The following is a 20334-nucleotide window of genomic DNA, read 5'->3' as shown; positions in this document are numbered from 1 at the left end:
TAGCCAGCCTTTCTACGAGCACAGTGGCGATGGGCAACAGGGTCATGGCGACGGCATTGCCGGAGGTGAAACTCATCGAGCCGGAAGTGTTCATCGACGAGTTCGGCTTCTGCTTCGAGAGTTTCAGCGCGGACGAGTTTTCGGACGACGTCGCGCAAGGTTTCAACTTCGTGCAGGACCGCCATCTGCGCGCCGTGCATGGCGTGCTGCGCGGCTTGCACTACCAGGTGCAGCGTCCCCAGGGGCGGCTGCTGCGCGTCGTGCGCGGCGAGATCTTCGACGTCTCGGTCGACGTGCGCCTGAACTCACCGAACTTCGGCAAATGGAGCGGCGAGTATCTGAGCGAAGCCAACCATCGGCAGATCTGGGTGCCACCCGGTTTCGCGCACGGCTTCGTCGTGCTGTCCGATGTCGCCGAATGCATGTGGAAGACCACCGAGTACTGGTTCCCCGAACTCGAGCGCTGCCTGCTGTGGTCGGATCCCGACATCGGCATCGAGTGGCCGATCGACTTTCAGCCCATCCTCGGCAGCAAGGATGCGGCGGGCCGTCGTCTGTACGAGGCCGAAAACACCTCGTGAACGACGGCTGATCGGCCTGAGTATCTGCGACATTTCTTCTCGAGACGCTCACGGGCCAACCCTACACGTCGGGCATCCAGTCAGTACGAGGTGCTCAACGTGAAGCGTCGCGCAAGCCATCCGCAATCCGTTCCGGTCCGCTATGTGTGTCGCGCGTTTGTGTCGCTCGGCGCGCAGGGGCTCAATTGCACGTGCGTGGATCAGACCATCGAGACGACCCGCGGCCGTGTGCTGCGCGGCGATTGCCATGTCGCGGTGTATGAAGGACACATCGTCGGCACGATGACGCTTTATGCTTCGGATGGCGAAGCATCGTGCGAGCTATACCGGCACGGCGATGTCGCGAGCCTGCGTCAGTTCGCGGTCGATCCCGCATGGCAGGGGCGCGGCATCGGCACGTTACCGATCGCGTTCGCCGAACATTGGGCCGCGATGCGTGGCTATGTGCAACTCGCACTCGATAAGCCGCAACCGGCCACGCAGCAGATCGCGTTCCATGACGCCGCAGACGTATGCGGCCTGAAGCGATGCCGCATACGCCTCCGGCATACGGAGAAAAGAAGCGGAAGGAAAGCAGAATTGAAGCGCCCGATGCTTCGGCAACTATTGCAATATGCTGCGGCAAGTATTGCAACGGCGACAGCGGCCGCGCAGTCCTCAACGCGGTACCCACGCAGCGTGGCCGGTTCGCATCGGGCGAGGCGTGAATTCACCGAACGCTGTATGCAGCCGTCAGCGTCGGATCACGCCCATCAGCAGGGTGACGAGGAAGATCACCAGGAAGATGAAGAACAACACCTTGGCGATTTCGGTTGCGCCCGCGGCAATGCCTCCAAAGCCGAACACTGCGGCGATTATGGCGATGATGAAGAAAATCACAGCGTATCGAAGCATGGTGCCTCCACCGGTGGATTGTTGAAATGACGTTTGAACGGCGCCCCGTTGCGTACGTCACGCGGCTTCACGGGTGAGATGCCGGCGAGCGGATTTCAGCAATAGATGTGCCATCGCTTGATTGCCGCCGCCGTTCCAGCGATTCACGATCAGATAGCCGACGAGCGCCGCCCGCCAAGCGCGGCGGTCCGCCGCGCGCGGCGGCTGGCCCGTCGACGACATCGGCGGCCTCGCGCCGCGTCTGCCGGAGGTCGAGACGGGGCGCTATTTCGTTGCCCAGGCGAAGGAGGCTTACCAGCAGTCGCTGCTGAAGTGGCCGGTGCTCGCGCGCCTGATGAACCTCGTGCCGCGCGACGAAGCCGATGCGCCCGCCGCGCGAGGCGAGCCGCAAGAATCGGCGCTGATATCAGGCCCGCGTCGAACGCTCAACGCAATTGCGTGAACGCGAGCAGCAACACCATGCTGCCGATCGCGCCATCCAGCACGCGCCACGCGGTTGCGCGGCGAAACAGCGGCGCGAGCATGCGAGCGCCATAGCCGAGCGCGACGAACCACACCGCGCTGACCGTCATCGCGCCGAGCGCGAAGGCGACCCGCGCGCCTTCCGGCTCGCGCGCGCCGGCCGTGCCGATCAACAGAAACGTGTCCAGATAGACGTGCGGATTGAGCCACGTGAACGCAAGCGTCATCAGGATGATCGGCAGCGCGCGTTGCGCAGGCGGCGCCTGATCGCGGGAGGCGCCGGCCGAGCCATCGAGCACCGCGTGTCCGGGCCGCACCGCGCGGCGCAGCGCGCTGATGCCGAACCAGCCGAGATACGCGAGCCCGACATAGAGCATCGCGTGCACGAAGCGCGGGAAACGCTCCATCAGCACCGCGGCGCCGCCGACGCCCGCGCCGATCAGAATGAAATCGGACAACGTACACAAAAGCACGATCTTGCCGACATGCGAGCGCATGATGCCCTGCCGCAGCACGAACGCGTTCTGCGCGCCGATCGTAACGATCAGCGACGCGCACAGCGCCGCGCCATGGGAAAAAGACAACCAGTTCATAAATGGTCCGGAAAAAGGAAAGCAGCGGGGATAGACGGGAAAATCCAACAGCGCTAGTCTGCGGGTTGGCATCTCCTAAGAGAAGCTAATTTACTTAATGCCGATTAAAGAACGCTAATGCTGGACTACGCCTTGCTCGACGCGCTGGCCGCCGTGGTCCGCCACGGCTCGTTCGACCGTGCCGCAAGCGAGCTCAATATCACGCCGTCCGCGGTGTCGCAGCGGGTCAAGCTGCTCGAGGAGCGCGTCGGCAGCGTGCTCGTGAAGCGCGGGCAGCCGTGCGTCGCGACCACCTCGGGCGCGCTGCTATGCCGCCATACCGAACGCGTGCAACTGCTCGAAGCGGAACTGAACGGCCGCCTGCCGGCACTGCCCGGCGCGCTCGTCGAGCAGTGGCCGGCACTGCGCGTCGCGGTCAACGACGACAGCGCCGGCACCTGGTTCATCGACGCGGTCGCGCCGTTCTGCGTCGAACGCGAGATGCTGCTCGACCTCGTGATCGACGACCAGGACTACACCGCGCAGCGCATTCGCGACGGCAGCGTGCAGGGCGCGATCACGACGCAGGCCGAACCGGTGCAGGGCTGTCGCTCGACGCGCCTCGGCCGCATGCGATACCTGGCGGTGTGTTCGCCGGCGTTTTTCGCGCGCTATTTCGCCGACGGCGTCACACGCGACAGCCTGCGGCGCACGCCGTGCGTCGACTTCAATCCGAAGGATCAGCTGCAAAAGCGCTTCATGCGGCGCATTACGCGCGCGGAGCTCGATCCGCCGCTGCACTGGATTCCGCACGTCGCCGGTTTTTTGCGCGCGTGCGTGATGAGCCTCGGCTGGGGCATGTGCCCCGAGCGGATGATCGCCGGGCATCTGCAACGCGGCGAACTGGTCGAGATCGCGCCGGGCAAGCATATCGACGTCGATCTGTACTGGCAGAGCTGGCGTCTGTCGATCGGCTGGCTCGACGATTTCAGCGCGATGCTCAGAAAGCGGGCGGGCGAGTTTCTCGATTGACTACGCGGCGGTGCCGCATGCAGAAATGCGGCAGCTGCTACAGCAACAGCTCGATCGAATGAAACAGGCGGCGCTGTTGCGGGTCCTGCGAGCGCGCGCCTTCGTCGATCGTCTCGCGCAGGCAGTCGAGAAAGCACGCGGCCGCCGGGCTCGTGGGCGCGCCACGCCGCGACGTGATGCTGACGATGGTTTCGTCCAGCGTTTCACGCAGCGGCAGCGCCCACAGGTTTTCCTTCGCGCGTATCACCTCGACGAGCGGCCACGGAAAGACGCTGACCATATCCGTGTGCGCGAGCAGGCCCAGCACGATCGCGAGCGAATGCGCGAGCACGATCGTGTGCGGCACCGGCATGCCGCGCTTGACGAACAGATTGTTCGACATCGACTCGCGGCTCGCCGGGTCCCAGTTCAGTATCCATTCCGCGTCTTCGAGGTCGAGCAGCGTGCGGCAACCGGCCTTCGGATGGTCGCGCCGCGCGACCACCGCCGCATGCGTCGAAAAGAGCGGCGCGTTCTGAAACTCCGACTGCGGCGACGCGGGCGGCGGCCGGCCGATCGAAAAATCGAGGCTGCCGTCGCGCAGACGCGGCTGCACGACCGCGAGCAGGCCTTCGAAAAATTCCAGTTGCACCTCCGGCATCCGCTCACGAAAACGCCGCACGGCAGGCGGCAGAAAAGTCAGCGCGACCCACGGCGTGACGCCGATCGACAGCTTGCCGGCCGCGGCTCCGCGCAACGCCTCGATCTCGGCTTGCGCGCGCTGCAACTGGCCGAGCACGAGCCGCGCATGCACGACGAGCGCACGGCCGAACTCGGTGAACGCGACACCGCTCGCGCTGCGCACGACGAGCGGCGCGTGCAGATCGGCTTCGAGCTCGCGCATCGCCTTGGTCACGGCGGCCGGGGAAAGCCCCAGCGAGCGGGCGGCCGCCCGGATACTTCCGGTATCGGCGATCGCCGCCAAGGTATTGAGCTGATGCAGCTTCATTCGAATGAGAGGCGTGACGGGGGGGCAACCAAGGGTTGGCACCGCAACGATTCTACGCCTGCCGCCCGGATATCGGCGCCGCTATGCTGGGTTCACGCTGACAGGGGCGCAACCAGTTGCATGGGATCGGACCAAGCGCTGAAGCGCCAGGTCCGATCGACAGGAGACGGCATGAACACGATGGTCATTCCGGCGGGCATCGCCGAAGTCGAACAGGAAATGATCGCGCTGCGACGCAGCATCCACGCGCATCCGGAGCTGGCCTACGAGGAGTTCGCAACCGGCGATCTGGTCGCCGACCGCCTGCGGGAGTGGGGCTACAGCGTCCATCGCGGCTTGGGGCAGACCGGCGTGGTCGGGCAACTGAAGCTCGGCCACGGCACCCGCCGGCTCGGCCTGCGCGCCGACATGGACGCGCTGCCGATCCAAGAAACCACTGGCCTGCCGTACGCGAGCAAGCTGCCCGGCAAGATGCACGCATGCGGTCACGACGGCCATACGGCGATGCTGCTCGCCGCCGCCAGGCATCTGGCGCGCGAAAAAAGCTTCGACGGCACGCTGAATCTGATCTTCCAGCCGGCCGAGGAAGGGCTCGCCGGCGCCAAGAAAATGCTCGACGACGGCCTGTTCGAACAGTTTCCCTGCGACGCCGTGTTCGCGATGCACAACATGCCGGGCTTTCCTACGGCCAAGCTGGGCTTCATGCCGGGGTCGTTCATGGCGTCGTCGGATACGGTGATCATCAAGGTGATCGGCCGCGGCGGCCACGGCGCGGTGCCGCACAAGGCGGTCGATCCGGTCGTCGTGTGCGCGCAGATCGTGCTCGCGCTGCAGTCGATCGTGTCGCGCAACATCGCACCGCTCGATATGGCGATCATCACGGTCGGCGCGATTCACGCGGGCGAAGCGCCGAACGTGATCCCCGAAACCGCCGAGATGCGCCTGTCGGTGCGCGCGCTGCGGCCCGAGGTGCGTGACCATCTGCAGCAGCGCATCACCGAGGTCGCGACCGGGCAGGCGGCTGTGTTCGGCGCGCGTGCCGAGGTCGACTATCAGCGGCGCTACCCGGTGCTCGTCAACGATGCGGCCATGACCGCGCTCGCGCGCCAGGTCGCGCTCGACTGGCTGGGCGTCGACGGGCTGATTCACGACATGCAACCGCTGACCGGCAGCGAGGACTTCGCGTTCCTGCTCGAACGCTGCGCGGGCAGCTATCTGATCATCGGCAATGGCGACGGCGAGGGCGGCTGCATGGTCCACAACCCCGGCTACGACTTCAACGACGCTTGCCTCGCGACCGGCGCGGCCTACTGGGTCAAGCTCGCGCAGACGTTCCTCGTTTGACGCGGCGGCGGCGCGCGAGCGCCTTGCCGTAGCAGTCACAAGATAATGACGGAGACACAGATGGACTATTCAGCCACGCCGCGGTCCGCAAGCGCCAATGGGCTCGATGCGCTCGATGTGCTCGATGCGCAGCGCCTCGCCGATGAACCTCGAAAGCGCGTCGGCCACGCGAAGGCGATCGCCGCGATCACACTCGGCAACGGCCTCGAGTTTTTCGACTTCACGATTTACAGCTTCTTCGCGACGATCATCGGCAAGCTGTATTTCCCGGTCGAAGGTCAGCTCGCGCAGCTGATGCTCGCGGTCGGCACGTTCGGCGTCGGCTTCATCATGCGGCCGGTGGGCGGCATCGTACTGGGCGGCTACGCGGACCGCGCCGGACGCAAGGCCGCGATGAGCCTGACGCTGTGGCTGATGACGCTCGGTTCCGCGATCATCGCGTTCGCGCCGACCTATGCGGCGATCGGCGTCGCGGCGCCGCTGCTCGTGATTCTCGCGCGGCTGATCCAGGGTTTCGCGCTGGGCGGCGAGGTGGGCGCATCGACGGCGCTGCTGCTCGAATACGGCGGCGATCGCACGCGCGGCTTCTACGGCAGCTGGCAGTTCGTGAGCCAGGGGATGAACACGGTGGTGGGCTCGCTGCTCGGCGTTGCCCTGGCCGCGACGCTGTCGCCGGCCGCGCTCGAAAGCTGGGGCTGGCGCGTGCCGTTCGTGATCGGCATGGCGATGGGGCCGATTGGCATCTATATCCGGCGGCATCTCGACGAGACGCTGCCGGGTATTGAAGATGGCACGGCAGCGTGTGGCGGCGCTGTTGCGCAGACTGCTTCGGATACCGTTGCGAAGCCCGCTGCGCAAGTTCCGTCGCTACCTGTTCGCGACCTGTTCCGCGACCACGCGCGCTCGATCACGACCGGCGTGCTGACGACGATCGGCGGCACCGCGGCGAACTACATCGTGCTGTTCTACCTGTCGACGTACGCGATCCGCATCCTGCATCTGCCGATGGCGACCGCGCTGTGGGCCGCGTGGACCGGCGCGGTGGTCACGGTGATCTGCTCGCCGTTCGCGGGCGCGCTGTCGGATCGGGTCGGCCGCAAGCGCGTGCTGTGGGTATCGCGCGTGGTGCTGATTCTCGCCGTCTACCCCGCCTTCATGACGATAAACGCGTCGCCGACGGTGCCGGTGCTGCTTGCGGTGGTCGCGGGCCTCGCGCTGCTCGTCACGTTCACCGCGGTGCCCAATATCGTGATGCTGCCCGAACTGTTTCCGCGCGCGATCCGCGCGACCGGCATGTCGATCGTGTACTGCCTCGGCGTGTCGGTCTTCGGCGGCTTCGCGCAGTTTTTCGCGACCTGGCTGATCCAGATTTCGGGCAGCAATCTCGCGCCGGCGTGGTATCTGATCGGTTGCAGCGTCGTGTCGTTGCTGCCGTTGCCGTTCATGCGAGAGACCGCGGGTAGGGCGATCGATTGACGTGATGGCGATCGGGCTCCGCTGAAAAAAGAGGCGCGATCTTTTCGATCGCGCCTCTGTTGCCATTTGCCCTGCTTCACGCCGACTATCGGATCTTGATGACAACCTTACCCTTTGTGCGTCCGGTTTCGACATAAGCCAAAGCCTCCTGGGTCGACTCGAACGGAAAGACCCGATCGATGACGGGTCGTATCGCTCGCGCGTCGATCAGTGCGGCAATCCGGCTGAGCTGTTCTCCGCTGGCCCGCATAAAGAGAAATGTATAGCTGACGTCATGACGTTTCGCGGCCTTTCTGATGCGATAACTCAGAAAGCGCATCACCGTTTTCAGGAACCACGACGCATCGATCTCTTTCGCAAATTCGACATCAGGCGGACCGGCGATCCCGATGAGTTTGCCACCCGGCTTGAGCACACGCAGCGACTTCTCGAGCGCACTGTCGCCTTGCGTATCCAGTACCAGGTCGTAGTCCTTCAGGATGGTCGCAAAGTCGTCTTTCCTGTAATCGATGACGATATCCGCACCGAGTTGCTTCACCAGCTCGATATTCCGCGCGCTCGCTGTTGTCGCGACGGTCGCGCCAACATGCTTCGCCAGTTGAATGGCGAAGCTGCCGACACCGCCCGAGCCGGCATGTATCAGCACTTTCTGCCCTTGCTTCAATTGCCCTTTTTCGATCAGCGCCTGCCAGGCGGTCAATCCCACCAGCGGGATTGAAGCCGCTTCCTCCATCGTGAGTGCTGTCGGCTTGAGGGCCAGGCCATCCTCTTTGACCGCGATGAATTCCGCGAAAGTACCGATGCGATCCTTGTGCGGGCGCGCGTAGACCTCGTCGCCGGGCTTGAATCGCCGCACGCGCGAGCCGACGCGCACGACAACCCCTGCCAGATCGTTGCCCAGAATCAGCGGCAAACGATAGGGCAAAATGAGCTTGAACTCTCCGTCTCTGATTTTGGCATCGAGCGGGTTCACGCCCGCGGCGTGGATCTGGATCAATACGTCGTCCTCGCGCGGCTCTGGAACCGGCATATCGCCGGATCGTAAGCCATTGTTGCGTCCATATCGATCGACGACGAATGCTTGCATCATGGTTCCTTGTCAGTTGCTCGTTAAGTCTGGTTGTTTCGCTGGCAATAGCACGGATGCAGAGCCTTTGAACAGGGTGGAGACAGTCGCGTCGTCTACGTTGCCAGCCGCAGATCTTTGCGGATACCGGCGTCCACCAGTCCAGCGGGCGCAAATCTGCGCAGCAATCGCAGACGGGCGGCGAGTCCGCCAGCGGTATAGCGGAGTTTCGGACGAGCCGCGATGGCGGCCTGCAGTACGGTTTCGGCCACGACCTCGGGACCGTCGGCACCCTCGACCACTTCCTTCACTCGCTTGTCCACGGCCGAGCGCACCTCGCGGTATTCGTCGAGAGGGGCGTCGGGCGCGATGAAGTTCGCGTCGAAAGGCGTCTTGATGTAGGCAGGTTCAATGACCGATACGCGGATGCCCAGCGTACGCAACTCATGGTCGAGCGACTCCGAATAACCTTCCACCGCGTGCTTGGTGGCGGAATACAGCGCCATATAGGGCATTGGCAGAAAACCGAGCACGGAACCGATGTTGATGATGCGGCCGCTGCGTTGTCGCCGCATATGAGGCACGACAGCACGCGTCATGCGGATGATCCCGAAGAAGTTCGTATCGAAGATCGTGCGTGCCTGGTCGATCGAACTCTCTTCCGCGGCGGCAGGGGCGACGCCGAAACCGGCATTGTTCACCAGCAGGTCGATGCGGCCCTGCAGGCGCAGCACTTCGCTGACGGCGGCTGCAACGGATGCATCGCTGGTCACATCGAGCGGCAGCATGTCGAACGACTGTTGGCCGGCTCGTTGGCCGCGCCGACTGGTACCGTAGACCTTGTATCCGGCCTTCGCGAGCCGCTTTGCCGTGGCTTCGCCGATTCCTGACGAGGCGCCCGTCACGAGCGCTATTTTGGTTTGCATGATGTTCTTCCCAAGATGTCCTTGCGTGGTTGGTTGAGCACTCGTTTCATTCAAATATGATGATGGTCATATTTTCGGTCCAACGAAAACCGGCACAGGGCCGGCGTTTTTACGCATCAGTCGGTGCGAGTTTTTTCAATGCCGCTTCAAGAAAACTCTCCGATAGTTTGGGGTCGTCGACGGCACGCGCCATCACCATCGTGCCAACCATTGTGGCGACCATCAAAAGCGCCTGTTCGTGCGCGCCTGGCTGACCCCAATCGGGCAATTGGCGCGCAACGACATCGATCATCTCCTTGATGCGGCGGGTGGCTGCGCGCCGTACGGCCGGCGCCTGGCGCGGCATCTCCGAGCCGAGGGCAGAGATCGGGCAACCTGTCTCGATGCTCTCGCAATGCTGCTTCGACAGATAGGCGCGCATCATCGCCGGCAACGCCTGTTCCGGCGGCACGGACGCGGCGATACGCTCCGACAGCGCCACGGATTCAGCTCCGGCGCGGTCAGCGGCTTCGGCAAGCAGCACCTCGCGCGACGGGAAATGGGCATAGAAGCCGCCATGCGTCAGACCTGCCTCCTTCATGACGTCAGCCACGCCCGTGCCGTCGTAGCCGCTGCGCCGAATCGCGCGTGCGGCGACCTCGACGATGCGCTCGTGCGTGATTTCCTTGCGGCTGGCTGGCTTCCGGGTGATGGGTGGATTTTTCATGATGACCATCATATATCATTCCGGCGGGATTTGCAGGGGCCATCCAGAGACCGACGGTTCAGGCGGTAACCGCTAGAATTGCGGCTTTAGCCCGGAATACGCCAATGTCTTTTGCCTCGCTTGGCCTGATCGATCCCTTGCTGCGCAATGTGCAGGACCTCAATTACCAGACACCTACGCCGGTGCAGGCCAAGGCGATTCCTGCTGTGCTCAGTGGCAAGGACGTCATGGCTGGGGCACAGACCGGCACTGGCAAAACGGCGGGTTTTGCGCTGCCGCTGTTGCAACGGCTGGTGCAACACGGCCCGGCGGTGTCCAGCAACCGCGCGCGTGTTCTGGTGCTGGTGCCCACGCGTGAACTGGCCGAACAAGTGCTGCAAAGCTTTATCGCTTACGGCAAAGGCCTCGACTTACGATTTCTGGCCGCCTACGGCGGTGTGAGCATCAACCCGCAGATGATGAAGTTGCGCAAAGGCGTGGACGTGCTCGTCGCCACGCCGGGCCGTTTGCTAGATCTCCATCGCCAGAACGCAGTGCAGTTTGATCAGGTACAAACACTGGTGCTGGATGAAGCCGACCGCATGCTGGATCTGGGCTTTGCGCGCGAACTCAACGCCGTCTTCGCTGCCTTGCCCGCTGAGCGCCAGACCCTGCTGTTCTCTGCCACGTTTACCGATGAGATCCGCGCCATGGCGGCGGGCATTCTGCGCGGCCCGGTCAATATCAGCGTCAGCCCGCCCAATGCCACGGCCAGTAAGATCAAGCAGTGGGTGGTGCCGGTGGATAAAAAGAACAAGCCCGACCTCTTCATGCATCTTGTGGCTGAGAACGACTGGAAGCACGCGCTGGTGTTCGTCAAAACCCGCAATGGCGTGGATTACCTGGCGGCCATGCTGGATGAAGCGGGCTATGCGGTCGACACCATCCACGGCGACAAACCGCAACCCGCGCGCCTGCGTGCGCTGGAGCGCTTCAAGACGGGCGAAGTACATATGCTGGTCGCTACCGATGTGGCTGCGCGCGGGCTGGATATCGACGATCTGCCGCTGGTGATCAACGTTGATCTGCCGATCGTGGCGCAAGACTATGTGCACCGTATCGGCCGTACCGGCCGAGCGGGCGCCAGCGGCGTGGCGGTGTCCCTTGTGTGCGCCGATGAAGCCCCGCAACTGGCCGCGATTGAAGCGCTGATCCGGCAACCGCTGCCCCGTGAAGAAGAGCCGGGTTTTGAAGCCGAACACCGCGTGCCGCAAACTAGCGCGACGGGCCAGATCATCAAGAAACCCAAAAAGCCTAAGAAGCCCAAAGTGCCGCAAGCTGCGCCGGGCGCCATGCAGGTGCTCAGCAAAAAACCGCGCCCGCAAAGTGGCGAAAACAAACGCAAGCCTGCAGCGCAACGCGCTGTGGCCGCGGGTAAAGGCACAAGCTTGTCCAGCGGTAGCCCATTCAGCGTGCAAAAGCCACGCAGCAAACCGGCCAGCAAGCCAGTTGCGGGTTCACGTAAGCCGGCCGGCAAACCCGCTGGTGGCCGCGGCAAACGCCAACCCTGATCCGTGTGTGACGGCAACGCACACGCCATTCCATCTCACATCATCCGACCTTAGCGGATTCCGCGTTTGATCAACGGAATGAGCGAGTCGATCGTCGCAGGTGTTTGGACACCCGCGCCGGTGTTGATGGTCAGTCCCGCGAAATGATAAGCAGCCGAGAGCACGCATTGCGTGACCGGCAGGAAGCCTTGCAGATAAAGTTGCTGGTCGAGCGTCGCGGTGATGTATTTGCTCTGCAGCCCCGAAATCGTGGCTGGTGCCAGATCGATGCCGCCAATGATGATTTGCCCCGGCTTCTTGCCAGCCTGCTGGAGCGCCTGCGGAATGAACCCGGTTACACCGCCGTGCTGAGTTCCAATCGCCTTCAGATTGGGGTGCGCCTGGATAAAGGCGACCAGGATCGGCACGGCGAGCGATGAATCGGAATCCACCTGAGGTGAGATATTGAGCCTGGTCACCTTTACGCCGGCCTTCTCCAGCGTTTCGGCAAGACCACGGTCAGACTGACTGCGCACACTCTCGTTGAACACGCCGTATTCCAGCGCCTCGTCGCCCTTCTTGATCCCAGCGTTGAGCATCGCCTGCGCGGTGATCTGCCCGCCTACGTAGAGTTCGACGCCGGCGTAGCCGAAGCCCTTCGCGTCGTAAAGTTTCTGGTTCTCGGGTAGCGGCGTGTTGCCGACGGTAACGATGATGCCCTGGTCTACCGCCTGCTTGATCAGTGGCGCGAAGGCTGGATCGCCCGGATGGCCCATGATGCCGATGCACGTCGGATGCGCCGCCATCGCCTGGCGAAACTGCGCAAGCATTTTCTCTGGGCTCCAGGCCGAGAACTGCTCGATCACCTTGATGCCTAAGGCATGCCCCGCGTCCGCAGCCCCGGTCTGACGTGGCAGCGTCGCGCCGTCGCCAGGGTTTCCGCCCATCTGCATATACATTGTCATACCGACGCCGAGCGGCCCCGTCGTGGTCGGCTCGGTGGCACCGGCCGTCTGCGCGAGGCCAAACGCGAGAATACTCGCCCCCAGGAGGGATCCCGTCATGATCTTGATCATTTCTGCTCCTTTCTCCTGATTTAACGGCTTTATCGCCCCCCAAGCCTGAATCTTTCGCGCAACACGCGCAGCTTGGCGGGATTCTCTACCAACAGATGCAGCGTCACAGCGACGATGAACACCACCCCTTCGATCGCCTGTACCCAGAAGCCGGCGATACCTGTCGCAACGATTCCGGCCTCCAGCATGCCTATCACGAAAGTGCCGAAGAAGGTACCCACGATCGTCGCCGTGCCACCAAACACCGAGGTTCCGCCGATGAACACGCCGGCCAGCGCCGGCAGCAGATAGCCCTGCCCCTGGGTCGAAAAATAGTTCAGATTCTCGAGCGTGAGCAGCACCGTGGCGAAACCGGCCAGCACACCCATCAGCGTGAACAATTTCACCGTCTCACGCACGACATTGATGCCCACGACCTTCGCCACGTTTCGGTTGTCTCCGATGAACAGCAGGTGCTCGCCAAAACGGTGACGATTGAGGATGAACCACATGAACACTGCGAGCCCGAGCGCCCAGAGCGCTTGCATCGGGATCACGCCGAACAACGTGCCCGCGAATACTGCATAGGCTGAACCGTTGGCGAGCTCCTGTAGCGCATTGGAGAGCCCGCCGGACAGGATCGAAGCAACCCCAGCCCAGAGGAACTGCGTGCCGATTGTCACGATGATCGAAGGCACACCGACCACCGCGACCAGCACCCCGTTCACCACGCCGACCAGCGCGCCGCCCGCCAATGCCGCGATCACGGCTAGCCAGGCTGATCCGGTGGTGTTCACGCACCAGGCGAACAGGAAGCCCGAGAATGCCATCACGGAGGGGAAGGACAGATCAATTTCCCCCGCCGCAACCACCAGAGTGAGCCCGATCGCCAACACCGCCAGCGGTGGCACGGTGGTCAGGAAGGAGAAGTAGATTGGCCAGCCTAAAAAGACGCGCGGTGCGGTTGCCATGAACAGGCCGACCACCAACGCGAACACGACCAGGCTCGGCACTCCCTCGATGCGTGCAAAATCCGGCAGGCGAAAACGCACCAGCCGCGCCGGCTGTTCGTCTTTTATCGGATCACTCACGTCCTTGCCCCGCAGCCAGCGCCGGCCCGTGCCCGCTCTGCTGTAGCGAAATCAGGAACCGGGTGAGTTCCTCGAGGCTCATCTCACCCGACTTCATATCCGCGACGATCCGGCCACGATCGAGCACGACGAGCCGATCGGCGAGCTCGTGCACATGGGCGAGGTTATGTTCGATGTAGATGCAGGCGCGGCCGGACTCCTTGATCGACCGTACGAAGTCGAGAACCTTACGTACCTCGCTAATGGCAAGCGCAACCGTTGGTTCATCGAGAATGATCAGATCGCTGTCGAAATACATCGCCCGTCCGATCGCGATGCCCTGGCGCTCGCCACCGGAGAGTTTCGCAATCAGCGAATCCGCGTCGATCCCCACGCCGCGGAAACCGAGCTGGCGCTTCAAAATATCGTTGGCAATGCGCCGCTGTTCGGCAACCTTGATGAAGCCGAACCGGTTGGTGATCTGCCGGCCGACAAAAAAATTACGCCACAGCGGCTGCTTCTCGCCCAGCGATTTTTCCTGATAGACCGTCTCGAAGCGCAGTCGGTGCGCCTCGCGCACCGAAAAGCGGTTCCAGTCGACCTCCTCGTCCCGGATGAACAGCTTGCCCGTGCTCGGCCGCACGACACCAGTCAGTACCTTGATGAGCGTCGACTTACCCGCGCCGTTATCACCGATCAGGCCGACGATCTCGTTCCGCCCAATGGCCAGATCGATGCCGGCAAGCGCCCGTATCTTGCCGTAGGACAGGCTGATATCTTGGGCGCGCACGATATGCTGATAGGCGCACGTACCGGGCGCTGCCTGGTTCGGCATCACGTCACGCTCCAGCTCGAATGACCCACAGCGATGTTGTGAACGACGACAGCCATAGAACTTTCCCCTTTGCTTATCGATCGCCGCATCAACTTACATTGGAAATGTCCCTGAAATTTAGCAAGCCTTAGAGTCCAGTTCAAGAATCGCTTACGAGACCGCTTATATTTCATCGGAAAAATATTAGTCTTGGGCACTTGAACAACGCACAACCTGAGGGATAGAAGAACCGCATCAGAAGGGTCCCCACAGGACGAGCGGCCACAAACGCCCGGTCAAAAAGGCGCAAAAAGCAGAGGTATCGGCATGCATCCGCCACGCCAGCGGCTATTCTTCAGACGCTACGACTAACGCGGTTCAGGCCGGCTCTGCGGGTCGTCGTCAGCCATTCCGCGTCCCACGCGGAAAGGGGGGTGTATGTCACGTACAGAACTACCTCGGCCCGCGCGACGCGCACTGCGTCGTCGGCAGTCAGCCGGACGCTGGTGGCTCGTCATCGGCAGCGCGCTCACCGGACTGTGCTTTGCCCATGCGACGCTCGCGGCGGGCAAACTTCCACAAGGCGGCACTTACGTGGCCGGCGCCGGCGCGATAGCAAGCCATGGAGACGGCCTCGTGGTCACGCAACCGGGTTCGACGCGCGGCGTGATCGAGTGGAACAGTTTTTCGATCGGCAGGAACAACAGCGTGACGTTCGACAACGGCTCGGGCGCGACGCTGAACCGCGCGACGGGCGGCTCGCCGTCCGCCATCTTCGGCAGGCTCAGTGCAACGGGGAGTCTGTATGTGATCAATCCGCAAGGCATCGTTGTGGGGCCATCGGGCGTGATCAGCACGGGAGGCCGTTTCGTCGCGTCAACGCTCGATGTCTGCAACGACGCGTTCATGCAGGGCGGTGGTTCCCTCACGTTGTCGGGCGACCCGAACGCAAGCGTGATCAACCTCGGCAAGATCAGTTCGAGCGGCGGCGATGTGTTCCTGATTGCGCGACACGCCGTGATCAACGCGGGCACTATCACAGCGCCCAACGGTACGGCCGAACTGGCTGCAGGCGAACAGGTGTTGTTACAGGATTCGGGCAGCAGCAGACAGGTGTTCGTGCAGACGGGCGGCCAAGGTACCGTGGTCAACAAAGGGCGCATAAACGCCGCGCAGATCAGCCTGCAGGCCGCCGACGGCAATGTCTACGCGCTTGCTGGCGGCGGCACGCGCATCCGCGCGACGGGCACGGCGGATCGTGACGGTCACGTGTGGCTCGTCGCCGATGGCGGCCGTGTCAGTCAACTCGGCAAGATCTCCGCGAGCAACGCGGATGGCAGCGGCGGAACGGTCGACACGCAAGCGGTACAACTGGCCTTTGGCAGGCATGCCGCCGTTCACGCGGGCCAATGGAACCTGTTGACACCCACATTCACAATCGATAGTGCGGCCACCCGGGCGTTGCGGCAGAGCCTGAATTCGGGCACATCGGTCGCGGTCACGACGACGGGCGTCAATGGCGCAACGGGCGACCTGAGCATTGCATCCAGCCTTATCTGGGAGGGAGCGGCTTCGCTGACGCTTGCCGCGTACCACAACGTCTCGGTGACGACGGGCACGACGATAGCGAACCGCGGTGCCGGCAATCTGACCGTGCGCGCTGACGCAACGGGCAGCGACAATGGCGGCAGCATCGCGAATAACGGCATCATCGACTGGTCGGCAAGCACGGGTATCGTTAGTGCGCTGTACGACATCGGGGGCAACTACAGCGCGGGAACCATTCTGTTGAATCAGGCGTGGACGGCGCCACCTGACAGCGGTCTCGTCACGCAGTCGACCGCCTATGAACTTGTCAACTCGCTCGCCGACCTCCAGAAAATCAACCAGGACCTTTCGGGCATCTACGCGCTAGGCAAGGACGTGGATGCAACGCCGCCGTCGGGCACGTTCAATGCGCCGATTGGCGCTTTCCCAGCGAGTCCTTTCACCGGACAGTTCGATGGCATGGGCCATACGATATCTAACCTCAAGATTCAGGGATCACCGTCGGACATCGACCCGGGCGTAGGTTTGTTTTCCGCCATAGGATCTGGCGGTGTCGTACGCGACCTGACGGTGCAAGGCGAGGTCAGTGGCACGGCTAACGGCGGCTACTATGGGATTCTGGCCGGCCTGTCGGGTACTGGGCTCAACACCAGCATCATTGCGTCCGTCCACACCAGTGGTACGGTCGCGGTCGAGAACGCTCAAGAGGCGGGCGGCCTCGTTGGCTGGTCCGATGGCACTATCACACGGTCCTCCAGCAATGCTGACGTGTCGTCGTCTCAAGGTTTCTCCGATGGTGGCCTCGTCGGCTACAACGGGGGAGTCATCAGGCAGTCTTTCGCATCGGGGAGCGTTGTGGGCACTTCGACCTATGCCGGCGGGCTGGCCGGTCAAAACGCAGGAACGATCACGCAGTCGTACGCCACGGGTGCAGTCAGCGCGACTGATGCAGCCGCGGGAGCGCTAGTGGGAGTGAATCTATATAGCAGTGTTGAGCAATCATTTGCCACTGGCAGCGTTCGAGGGCAGGGAGGCGGAGGTGGCATCGCGGGCTTCAACTACGGGCCAGTGACCATAAGCAGCGACGTGTTCTGGAATACACAGACGACCGGCGCCACCGTCGCTGTAGTGAGTGTGGCTAATGGCGCCCAGGTTGGCAACGCCCAGGGCCTGACCACCGCCCAGATGAGCAACCCCGTCAGCTTCGGTCCCACATACGATTTCGGACCTGGCGGGGTATGGGCCATGCCCGCCGGAGCAACGCACCCCGTGCTGCGGTGGCAACTGGGTCAGTAGATGGCGAAGGCTTGTCGGCAAGGGGGGAACTCGACACGACGCAGATGCTGTCGTGAAAATCATTTGGGCGGGACAACTCCGGGAGCTCAGCGATGAATTGCTCCATTCGCGCGAGGCTTATCCAGTCTGCCTGGATCATCCTTCTGGCCGTGCCCTGTGCGGCATGGGCGCAATCGCAAACGATAGTCACGATCGCTGGCGCTGGGGCGCAAGGGTAGAGAATCAGCGGCCCAACGCGCTGGCTAGCGAGGCGATGCATCGCGGGCCCCAGCACTTCGTTGTGCATTTTTGCGGCGCCACGTCGAAACGCTGCAGCCGAAGCGGCCGTTGAACCAGCGGGAAAACGCGCTCAGCGATGAGAAGCCTACCAGCGTAGCCACTTCAGACAGCGGCCGGTCGCCGCTACCGACATACCGCATCACCTGTTCAACCCGCACCGCATCGACAATCGACAGAAAGCTGTCACCCTGACGGGCGAGGTGGCGATTCACGGTCGTGCGATCCACGCCCAGATGCTGCGCGATCCGGTCGGCCGAGCAGGTGCCAGACGGCAAAAGCGCAATGACCAGTTTCCTGACCTTGTCGGACATGGTTGCGTTGGACTGAAGCAGCATCGAATCCAGATACTGGCGCACCTGCTGCGCCATGACCGGATCGTAAGCTGGAATCGCGGCGTCGAGATCCGCTGCGAGGCACACGATGCCGTCGAAATCCTGGTTGAACTCAACGGGCGCGCCAAATACACGCGTATGCATGGCGAGGCTGGCTGGAGCGCTGTACGTGAGACAGATGGTGCGCGGCTTCCACGCTGCGCCCAGCACCAGGCCAAGCGTCCGGTACATGACGCCCAGCATCAACTCCGTTGCCTGGCGCATCGAGCCAGGCATGCCGCCCATGAGGTCTTCCCGGATGATGGCGAGTCCTGCCGTTTCCTCGACGCGCATCACCACTGCTTCGTTCTGCAGGCGCAGATAGTGCGCCATCGATTCGAGCGCGCGGCGCAACGTCGGCTGTTCCCGCATCGCAAAACCGAGAGGGCCAAGGTTGGAGAGGTGGCGGGTCTCGGCCATGCGCAGCGCGAAATCCTCGACGGCAGCGGCCCGGGCGGAGGTTTCCAGCAGCCGCGCCACTGCCTCGGCCGGAATCATGATGTCAGGGTTCAGCAACGCGGAACGGTCAATGCCGGCATCACTCAACTGCTGGTACGGATCAAGGCCCACCGATCGGGCCACTTCGACGTAACTGGTCAGGGCGGCACTGCGAAGCAGATAGGACATATGGTTTTCCCTCGTGCATCAAAATGTAAATTTTTTGCCTCAATCTGTCAAACCGCTATTTGCCAGTATCCGATACTTGCCTCCAGAGACGCGTGATGGACCAACGCGTGCGGAAATTCGAGAAGTTCGAGAGGAGGCGAAACAATGAGCAATGAGACGAGCCGCAGCGCGACCCCGGTCTGCGATCAGCTACGCGCAACCGGCAACTGGAATCCCGCCTGGGATGCGATTGCAGAACTCGATCCTGTCTGGGCCGAGAAATTCATGGCGATGGGCATGCACACCGTGATGTCGGGTGTGCTGGAACCGAAGGTGTTCGAGTTCCTCGCCATCGCGGTGGACGCGTCCTGCACGCATATGTATGCGCCGGGCACACGCCGTCACATCCGCCGCGCGCTCGAACTGGGCGCCACCAGGGAAGAAATCGCTGCGGTCTTACAGGCGGTTAGCGTCCTTGGCATTCATTCCTCCAGTCTCGGCGCGCCGATCCTGCTGGAAGAACTGGCCGCCTTCGAGAAGGCAAACGTCGACGCTGCGCAGGCCGTTGCCTGACGTCAGCGCCGTCACTTCATTAATTTTCAAAGAGGAACACAGACCATGCATTTCCTTGACGACTCCCTGCTGCCTGAAAACCAGGAAAAGCTCGTGATCCAGGTGGCGCCCTATGGGCCGCAATGGATCCCCGGCGATTCGGACGATATCCCGGTCACGATGGACGAGCAGGTGCAGAAGGCCGTCGACTGCTACAACGCAGGCGCGACCGTGCTGCACGTGCACGTGCGCGAGGAGGACGGCAAGGGCAGCAAGCGTCTGTCGAAGTTCAACGACATGCTTGCCCGTCTGCGCGATGCTGTGCCGAAGATGGTGTTGCAGGTCGGCGGCTCGATCTCATTCGCGCCGGAGAATGAAGGCGAAGCGGCCCAATGGCAAAACGATGACACGCGTCACATGCTCGCGGAGTTGAACCCCCGTCCGGATCAGGTCACCGTCGCAATCAACACCAGCCAGATGAACGTGATGGAGTTGATGACCGAGGCCGACATCGCGGGTACCTCGCTCATGAACCCGGCGCTGCAGGCTGCCTATCGCGACATGATCGTGCCGTCCAATCCCTCATGGCACGTCGAACACATCAGGCGTCTCGTCGCCAACGGCATCCAGCCGCAGTTCATGCTGGGGAATCTGACGCAACTCGAAACGGTCGAGCGTCTTGTTCGCAACGGTGCGTATAGCGGTCCGCTGAATATCAATTACGTGGCAATTGGCGGCGGCGCGGCCGGGTTGCATCCCGCCGACATGATCGAGTTTGCCCGCCGCACCCCGGAGGGCGCGGTGCTTACGTTCGAAACGCTGAATCGGAACGTGGTGCCGATGAATACGCTGGCGATTGCGCTGGGCCTGCATGTACGGGTCGGTATCGAAGACACGCTGTTCGGCCCGAACGGCGAGCGGGCGACTTCAGTGCAGCAGATCGAGCAGATGGTGCGCATTGCGCGCGAGCTCAATCGCGACATCGCGAGCGGCGAGGATGCCCACCGCATCTATCAGATCGGCACCCAGTGGGGTTCGGTCGACGAGACGCTGGACAACCTGCGCATGGTACCTAATCGCACGTCCGGCCGGCGCAACGTGCCGGCACGCAAGGTCGCCTGAGCGGGGATAACGGGGCGCAACGCAGCAGCGTATCGCGTTGCGCCT

General features: G+C 62.8%; 19 protein-coding genes and 1 pseudogene. 9 read left to right on the top strand and 11 right to left on the bottom strand.

Features of this window, described 5'->3' with window-relative positions; all coding sequences use genetic code 11:
* Positions 1-29: 29 nt before the first annotated feature.
* Both rfbC and HDG37_RS39965 read left to right on the top strand, forming a co-directional pair.
* On the top strand, positions 30-581 hold the full coding sequence (gene rfbC, locus HDG37_RS03650) for a dTDP-4-dehydrorhamnose 3,5-epimerase (protein WP_184032679.1): 552 nt from the start codon (positions 30-32) through the stop codon (positions 579-581).
* Positions 582-671: 90 nt separating this feature from the next.
* Positions 672-1046, top strand: a pseudogene (locus HDG37_RS39965) (GNAT family N-acetyltransferase); the annotation flags it as partial.
* 267 nt (positions 1047-1313) lie between these two features.
* On the opposite strand, the gene HDG37_RS03640 reads toward HDG37_RS39965, so the two are convergent.
* The 3 genes from HDG37_RS03640 to HDG37_RS03630 all read right to left on the bottom strand — a co-directional run bounded on the left by HDG37_RS03640 (position 1314) and on the right by HDG37_RS03630 (position 2530).
* Positions 1314-1475 carry a DUF1328 domain-containing protein gene (locus tag HDG37_RS03640; protein ID WP_013089029.1) on the bottom strand — a complete coding sequence of 54 codons (162 nt, stop codon included), beginning with the start codon at positions 1473-1475 and terminating at the stop codon, positions 1314-1316.
* A 57-nt stretch (positions 1476-1532) separates the two neighbouring features.
* Positions 1533-1697 (bottom strand): hypothetical protein, encoded by a 165-nt coding sequence (locus HDG37_RS03635; protein WP_184044346.1) that lies wholly within the window; start codon positions 1695-1697, stop codon positions 1533-1535.
* Positions 1698-1900: 203 nt separating this feature from the next.
* On the bottom strand, positions 1901-2530 hold the full coding sequence (locus tag HDG37_RS03630) for a LysE/ArgO family amino acid transporter (protein ID WP_184044344.1): 630 nt from the start codon (positions 2528-2530) through the stop codon (positions 1901-1903).
* 117 nt (positions 2531-2647) lie between these two features.
* Between HDG37_RS03630 and HDG37_RS03625 the strand changes: the two genes are divergently transcribed.
* On the top strand, positions 2648-3541 hold the full coding sequence (locus HDG37_RS03625; protein ID WP_184044342.1) for a LysR family transcriptional regulator ArgP: 894 nt from the start codon (positions 2648-2650) through the stop codon (positions 3539-3541).
* A 37-nt stretch (positions 3542-3578) separates the two neighbouring features.
* Here the strand turns inward: HDG37_RS03625 and HDG37_RS03620 are convergent, their stop codons facing one another.
* Positions 3579-4529 carry a LysR substrate-binding domain-containing protein gene (locus tag HDG37_RS03620; protein ID WP_184044340.1) on the bottom strand — a complete coding sequence of 317 codons (951 nt, stop codon included), beginning with the start codon at positions 4527-4529 and terminating at the stop codon, positions 3579-3581.
* 171 nt (positions 4530-4700) lie between these two features.
* Between HDG37_RS03620 and HDG37_RS03615 the strand changes: the two genes are divergently transcribed.
* Positions 4701-5873, top strand: a complete 1173-nt coding sequence (locus HDG37_RS03615) for a M20 aminoacylase family protein (RefSeq protein WP_184044338.1) — start codon at positions 4701-4703, stop codon at positions 5871-5873.
* A 60-nt stretch (positions 5874-5933) separates the two neighbouring features.
* Positions 5934-7349 (top strand): MFS transporter, encoded by a 1416-nt coding sequence (locus tag HDG37_RS03610; protein WP_184044336.1) that lies wholly within the window; start codon positions 5934-5936, stop codon positions 7347-7349.
* 85 nt (positions 7350-7434) lie between these two features.
* Here the strand turns inward: HDG37_RS03610 and HDG37_RS03605 are convergent, their stop codons facing one another.
* From HDG37_RS03605 to HDG37_RS03595, 3 genes are all read right to left on the bottom strand, one after another.
* Positions 7435-8436 (bottom strand): NADP-dependent oxidoreductase, encoded by a 1002-nt coding sequence (locus HDG37_RS03605; protein ID WP_184044518.1) that lies wholly within the window; start codon positions 8434-8436, stop codon positions 7435-7437.
* Positions 8437-8531: 95 nt separating this feature from the next.
* A complete protein-coding gene (locus tag HDG37_RS03600) occupies positions 8532-9341 on the bottom strand; it encodes an oxidoreductase (RefSeq protein ID WP_184044334.1) in 810 nt (269 codons plus the stop codon).
* Between the two features lie 109 nt (positions 9342-9450).
* Positions 9451-10059: a TetR/AcrR family transcriptional regulator gene (locus tag HDG37_RS03595; RefSeq protein ID WP_184044332.1), complete on the bottom strand. Its 609-nt coding sequence runs from the start codon at positions 10057-10059 to the stop codon at positions 9451-9453.
* 92 nt (positions 10060-10151) lie between these two features.
* Between HDG37_RS03595 and HDG37_RS03590 the strand changes: the two genes are divergently transcribed.
* Positions 10152-11597, top strand: coding sequence for a DEAD/DEAH box helicase (locus HDG37_RS03590; RefSeq protein ID WP_184044330.1), 1446 nt, complete (start codon positions 10152-10154; stop codon positions 11595-11597).
* A 50-nt stretch (positions 11598-11647) separates the two neighbouring features.
* Here HDG37_RS03590 and HDG37_RS03585 read toward each other — a convergent pair whose 3' ends face one another.
* The 3 genes from HDG37_RS03585 to HDG37_RS03575 are packed head-to-tail and all read right to left on the bottom strand — an operon-like array spanning position 11648 to position 14536.
* Complete coding sequence (locus HDG37_RS03585; RefSeq protein WP_184044328.1) at positions 11648-12652, bottom strand: substrate-binding domain-containing protein; 1005 nt, start codon at positions 12650-12652, stop codon at positions 11648-11650.
* 29 nt (positions 12653-12681) lie between these two features.
* Positions 12682-13722, bottom strand: coding sequence for an ABC transporter permease (locus HDG37_RS03580; protein ID WP_311540101.1), 1041 nt, complete (start codon positions 13720-13722; stop codon positions 12682-12684).
* Positions 13715-14536, bottom strand: a complete 822-nt coding sequence (locus HDG37_RS03575; RefSeq protein WP_221311865.1) for an ATP-binding cassette domain-containing protein — start codon at positions 14534-14536, stop codon at positions 13715-13717. Before HDG37_RS03575 ends, HDG37_RS03580 begins: the two co-directional genes overlap by 8 nt.
* Before the next feature lie 417 nt (positions 14537-14953).
* Between HDG37_RS03575 and HDG37_RS03570 the strand changes: the two genes are divergently transcribed.
* A complete protein-coding gene (locus HDG37_RS03570) occupies positions 14954-17359 on the top strand; it encodes a filamentous hemagglutinin N-terminal domain-containing protein (protein WP_184044324.1) in 2406 nt (801 codons plus the stop codon).
* A gap of 242 nt (positions 17360-17601) precedes the next feature.
* Here the strand turns inward: HDG37_RS03570 and HDG37_RS03565 are convergent, their stop codons facing one another.
* Positions 17602-18636 (bottom strand): AraC family transcriptional regulator, encoded by a 1035-nt coding sequence (locus HDG37_RS03565; RefSeq protein ID WP_184044322.1) that lies wholly within the window; start codon positions 18634-18636, stop codon positions 17602-17604.
* Between the two features lie 144 nt (positions 18637-18780).
* Here HDG37_RS03565 and HDG37_RS03560 point away from each other — a divergent pair, with 144 nt between their 5' ends.
* A complete protein-coding gene (locus HDG37_RS03560) occupies positions 18781-19188 on the top strand; it encodes a carboxymuconolactone decarboxylase family protein (RefSeq protein ID WP_184044320.1) in 408 nt (135 codons plus the stop codon).
* A 45-nt stretch (positions 19189-19233) separates the two neighbouring features.
* Positions 19234-20289: a 3-keto-5-aminohexanoate cleavage protein gene (locus HDG37_RS03555; RefSeq protein WP_184044318.1), complete on the top strand. Its 1056-nt coding sequence runs from the start codon at positions 19234-19236 to the stop codon at positions 20287-20289.
* Positions 20290-20334: the final 45 nt, after the last annotated feature.

It is taken from the genome of Paraburkholderia sp. MM5384-R2, from assembly GCF_014201025.1.
In the GTDB taxonomy this organism is placed as follows: Bacteria; Pseudomonadota; Gammaproteobacteria; order Burkholderiales; family Burkholderiaceae; genus Paraburkholderia; species Paraburkholderia tuberum.
This window is presented reverse-complemented; position numbering and strand designations above follow the sequence as displayed.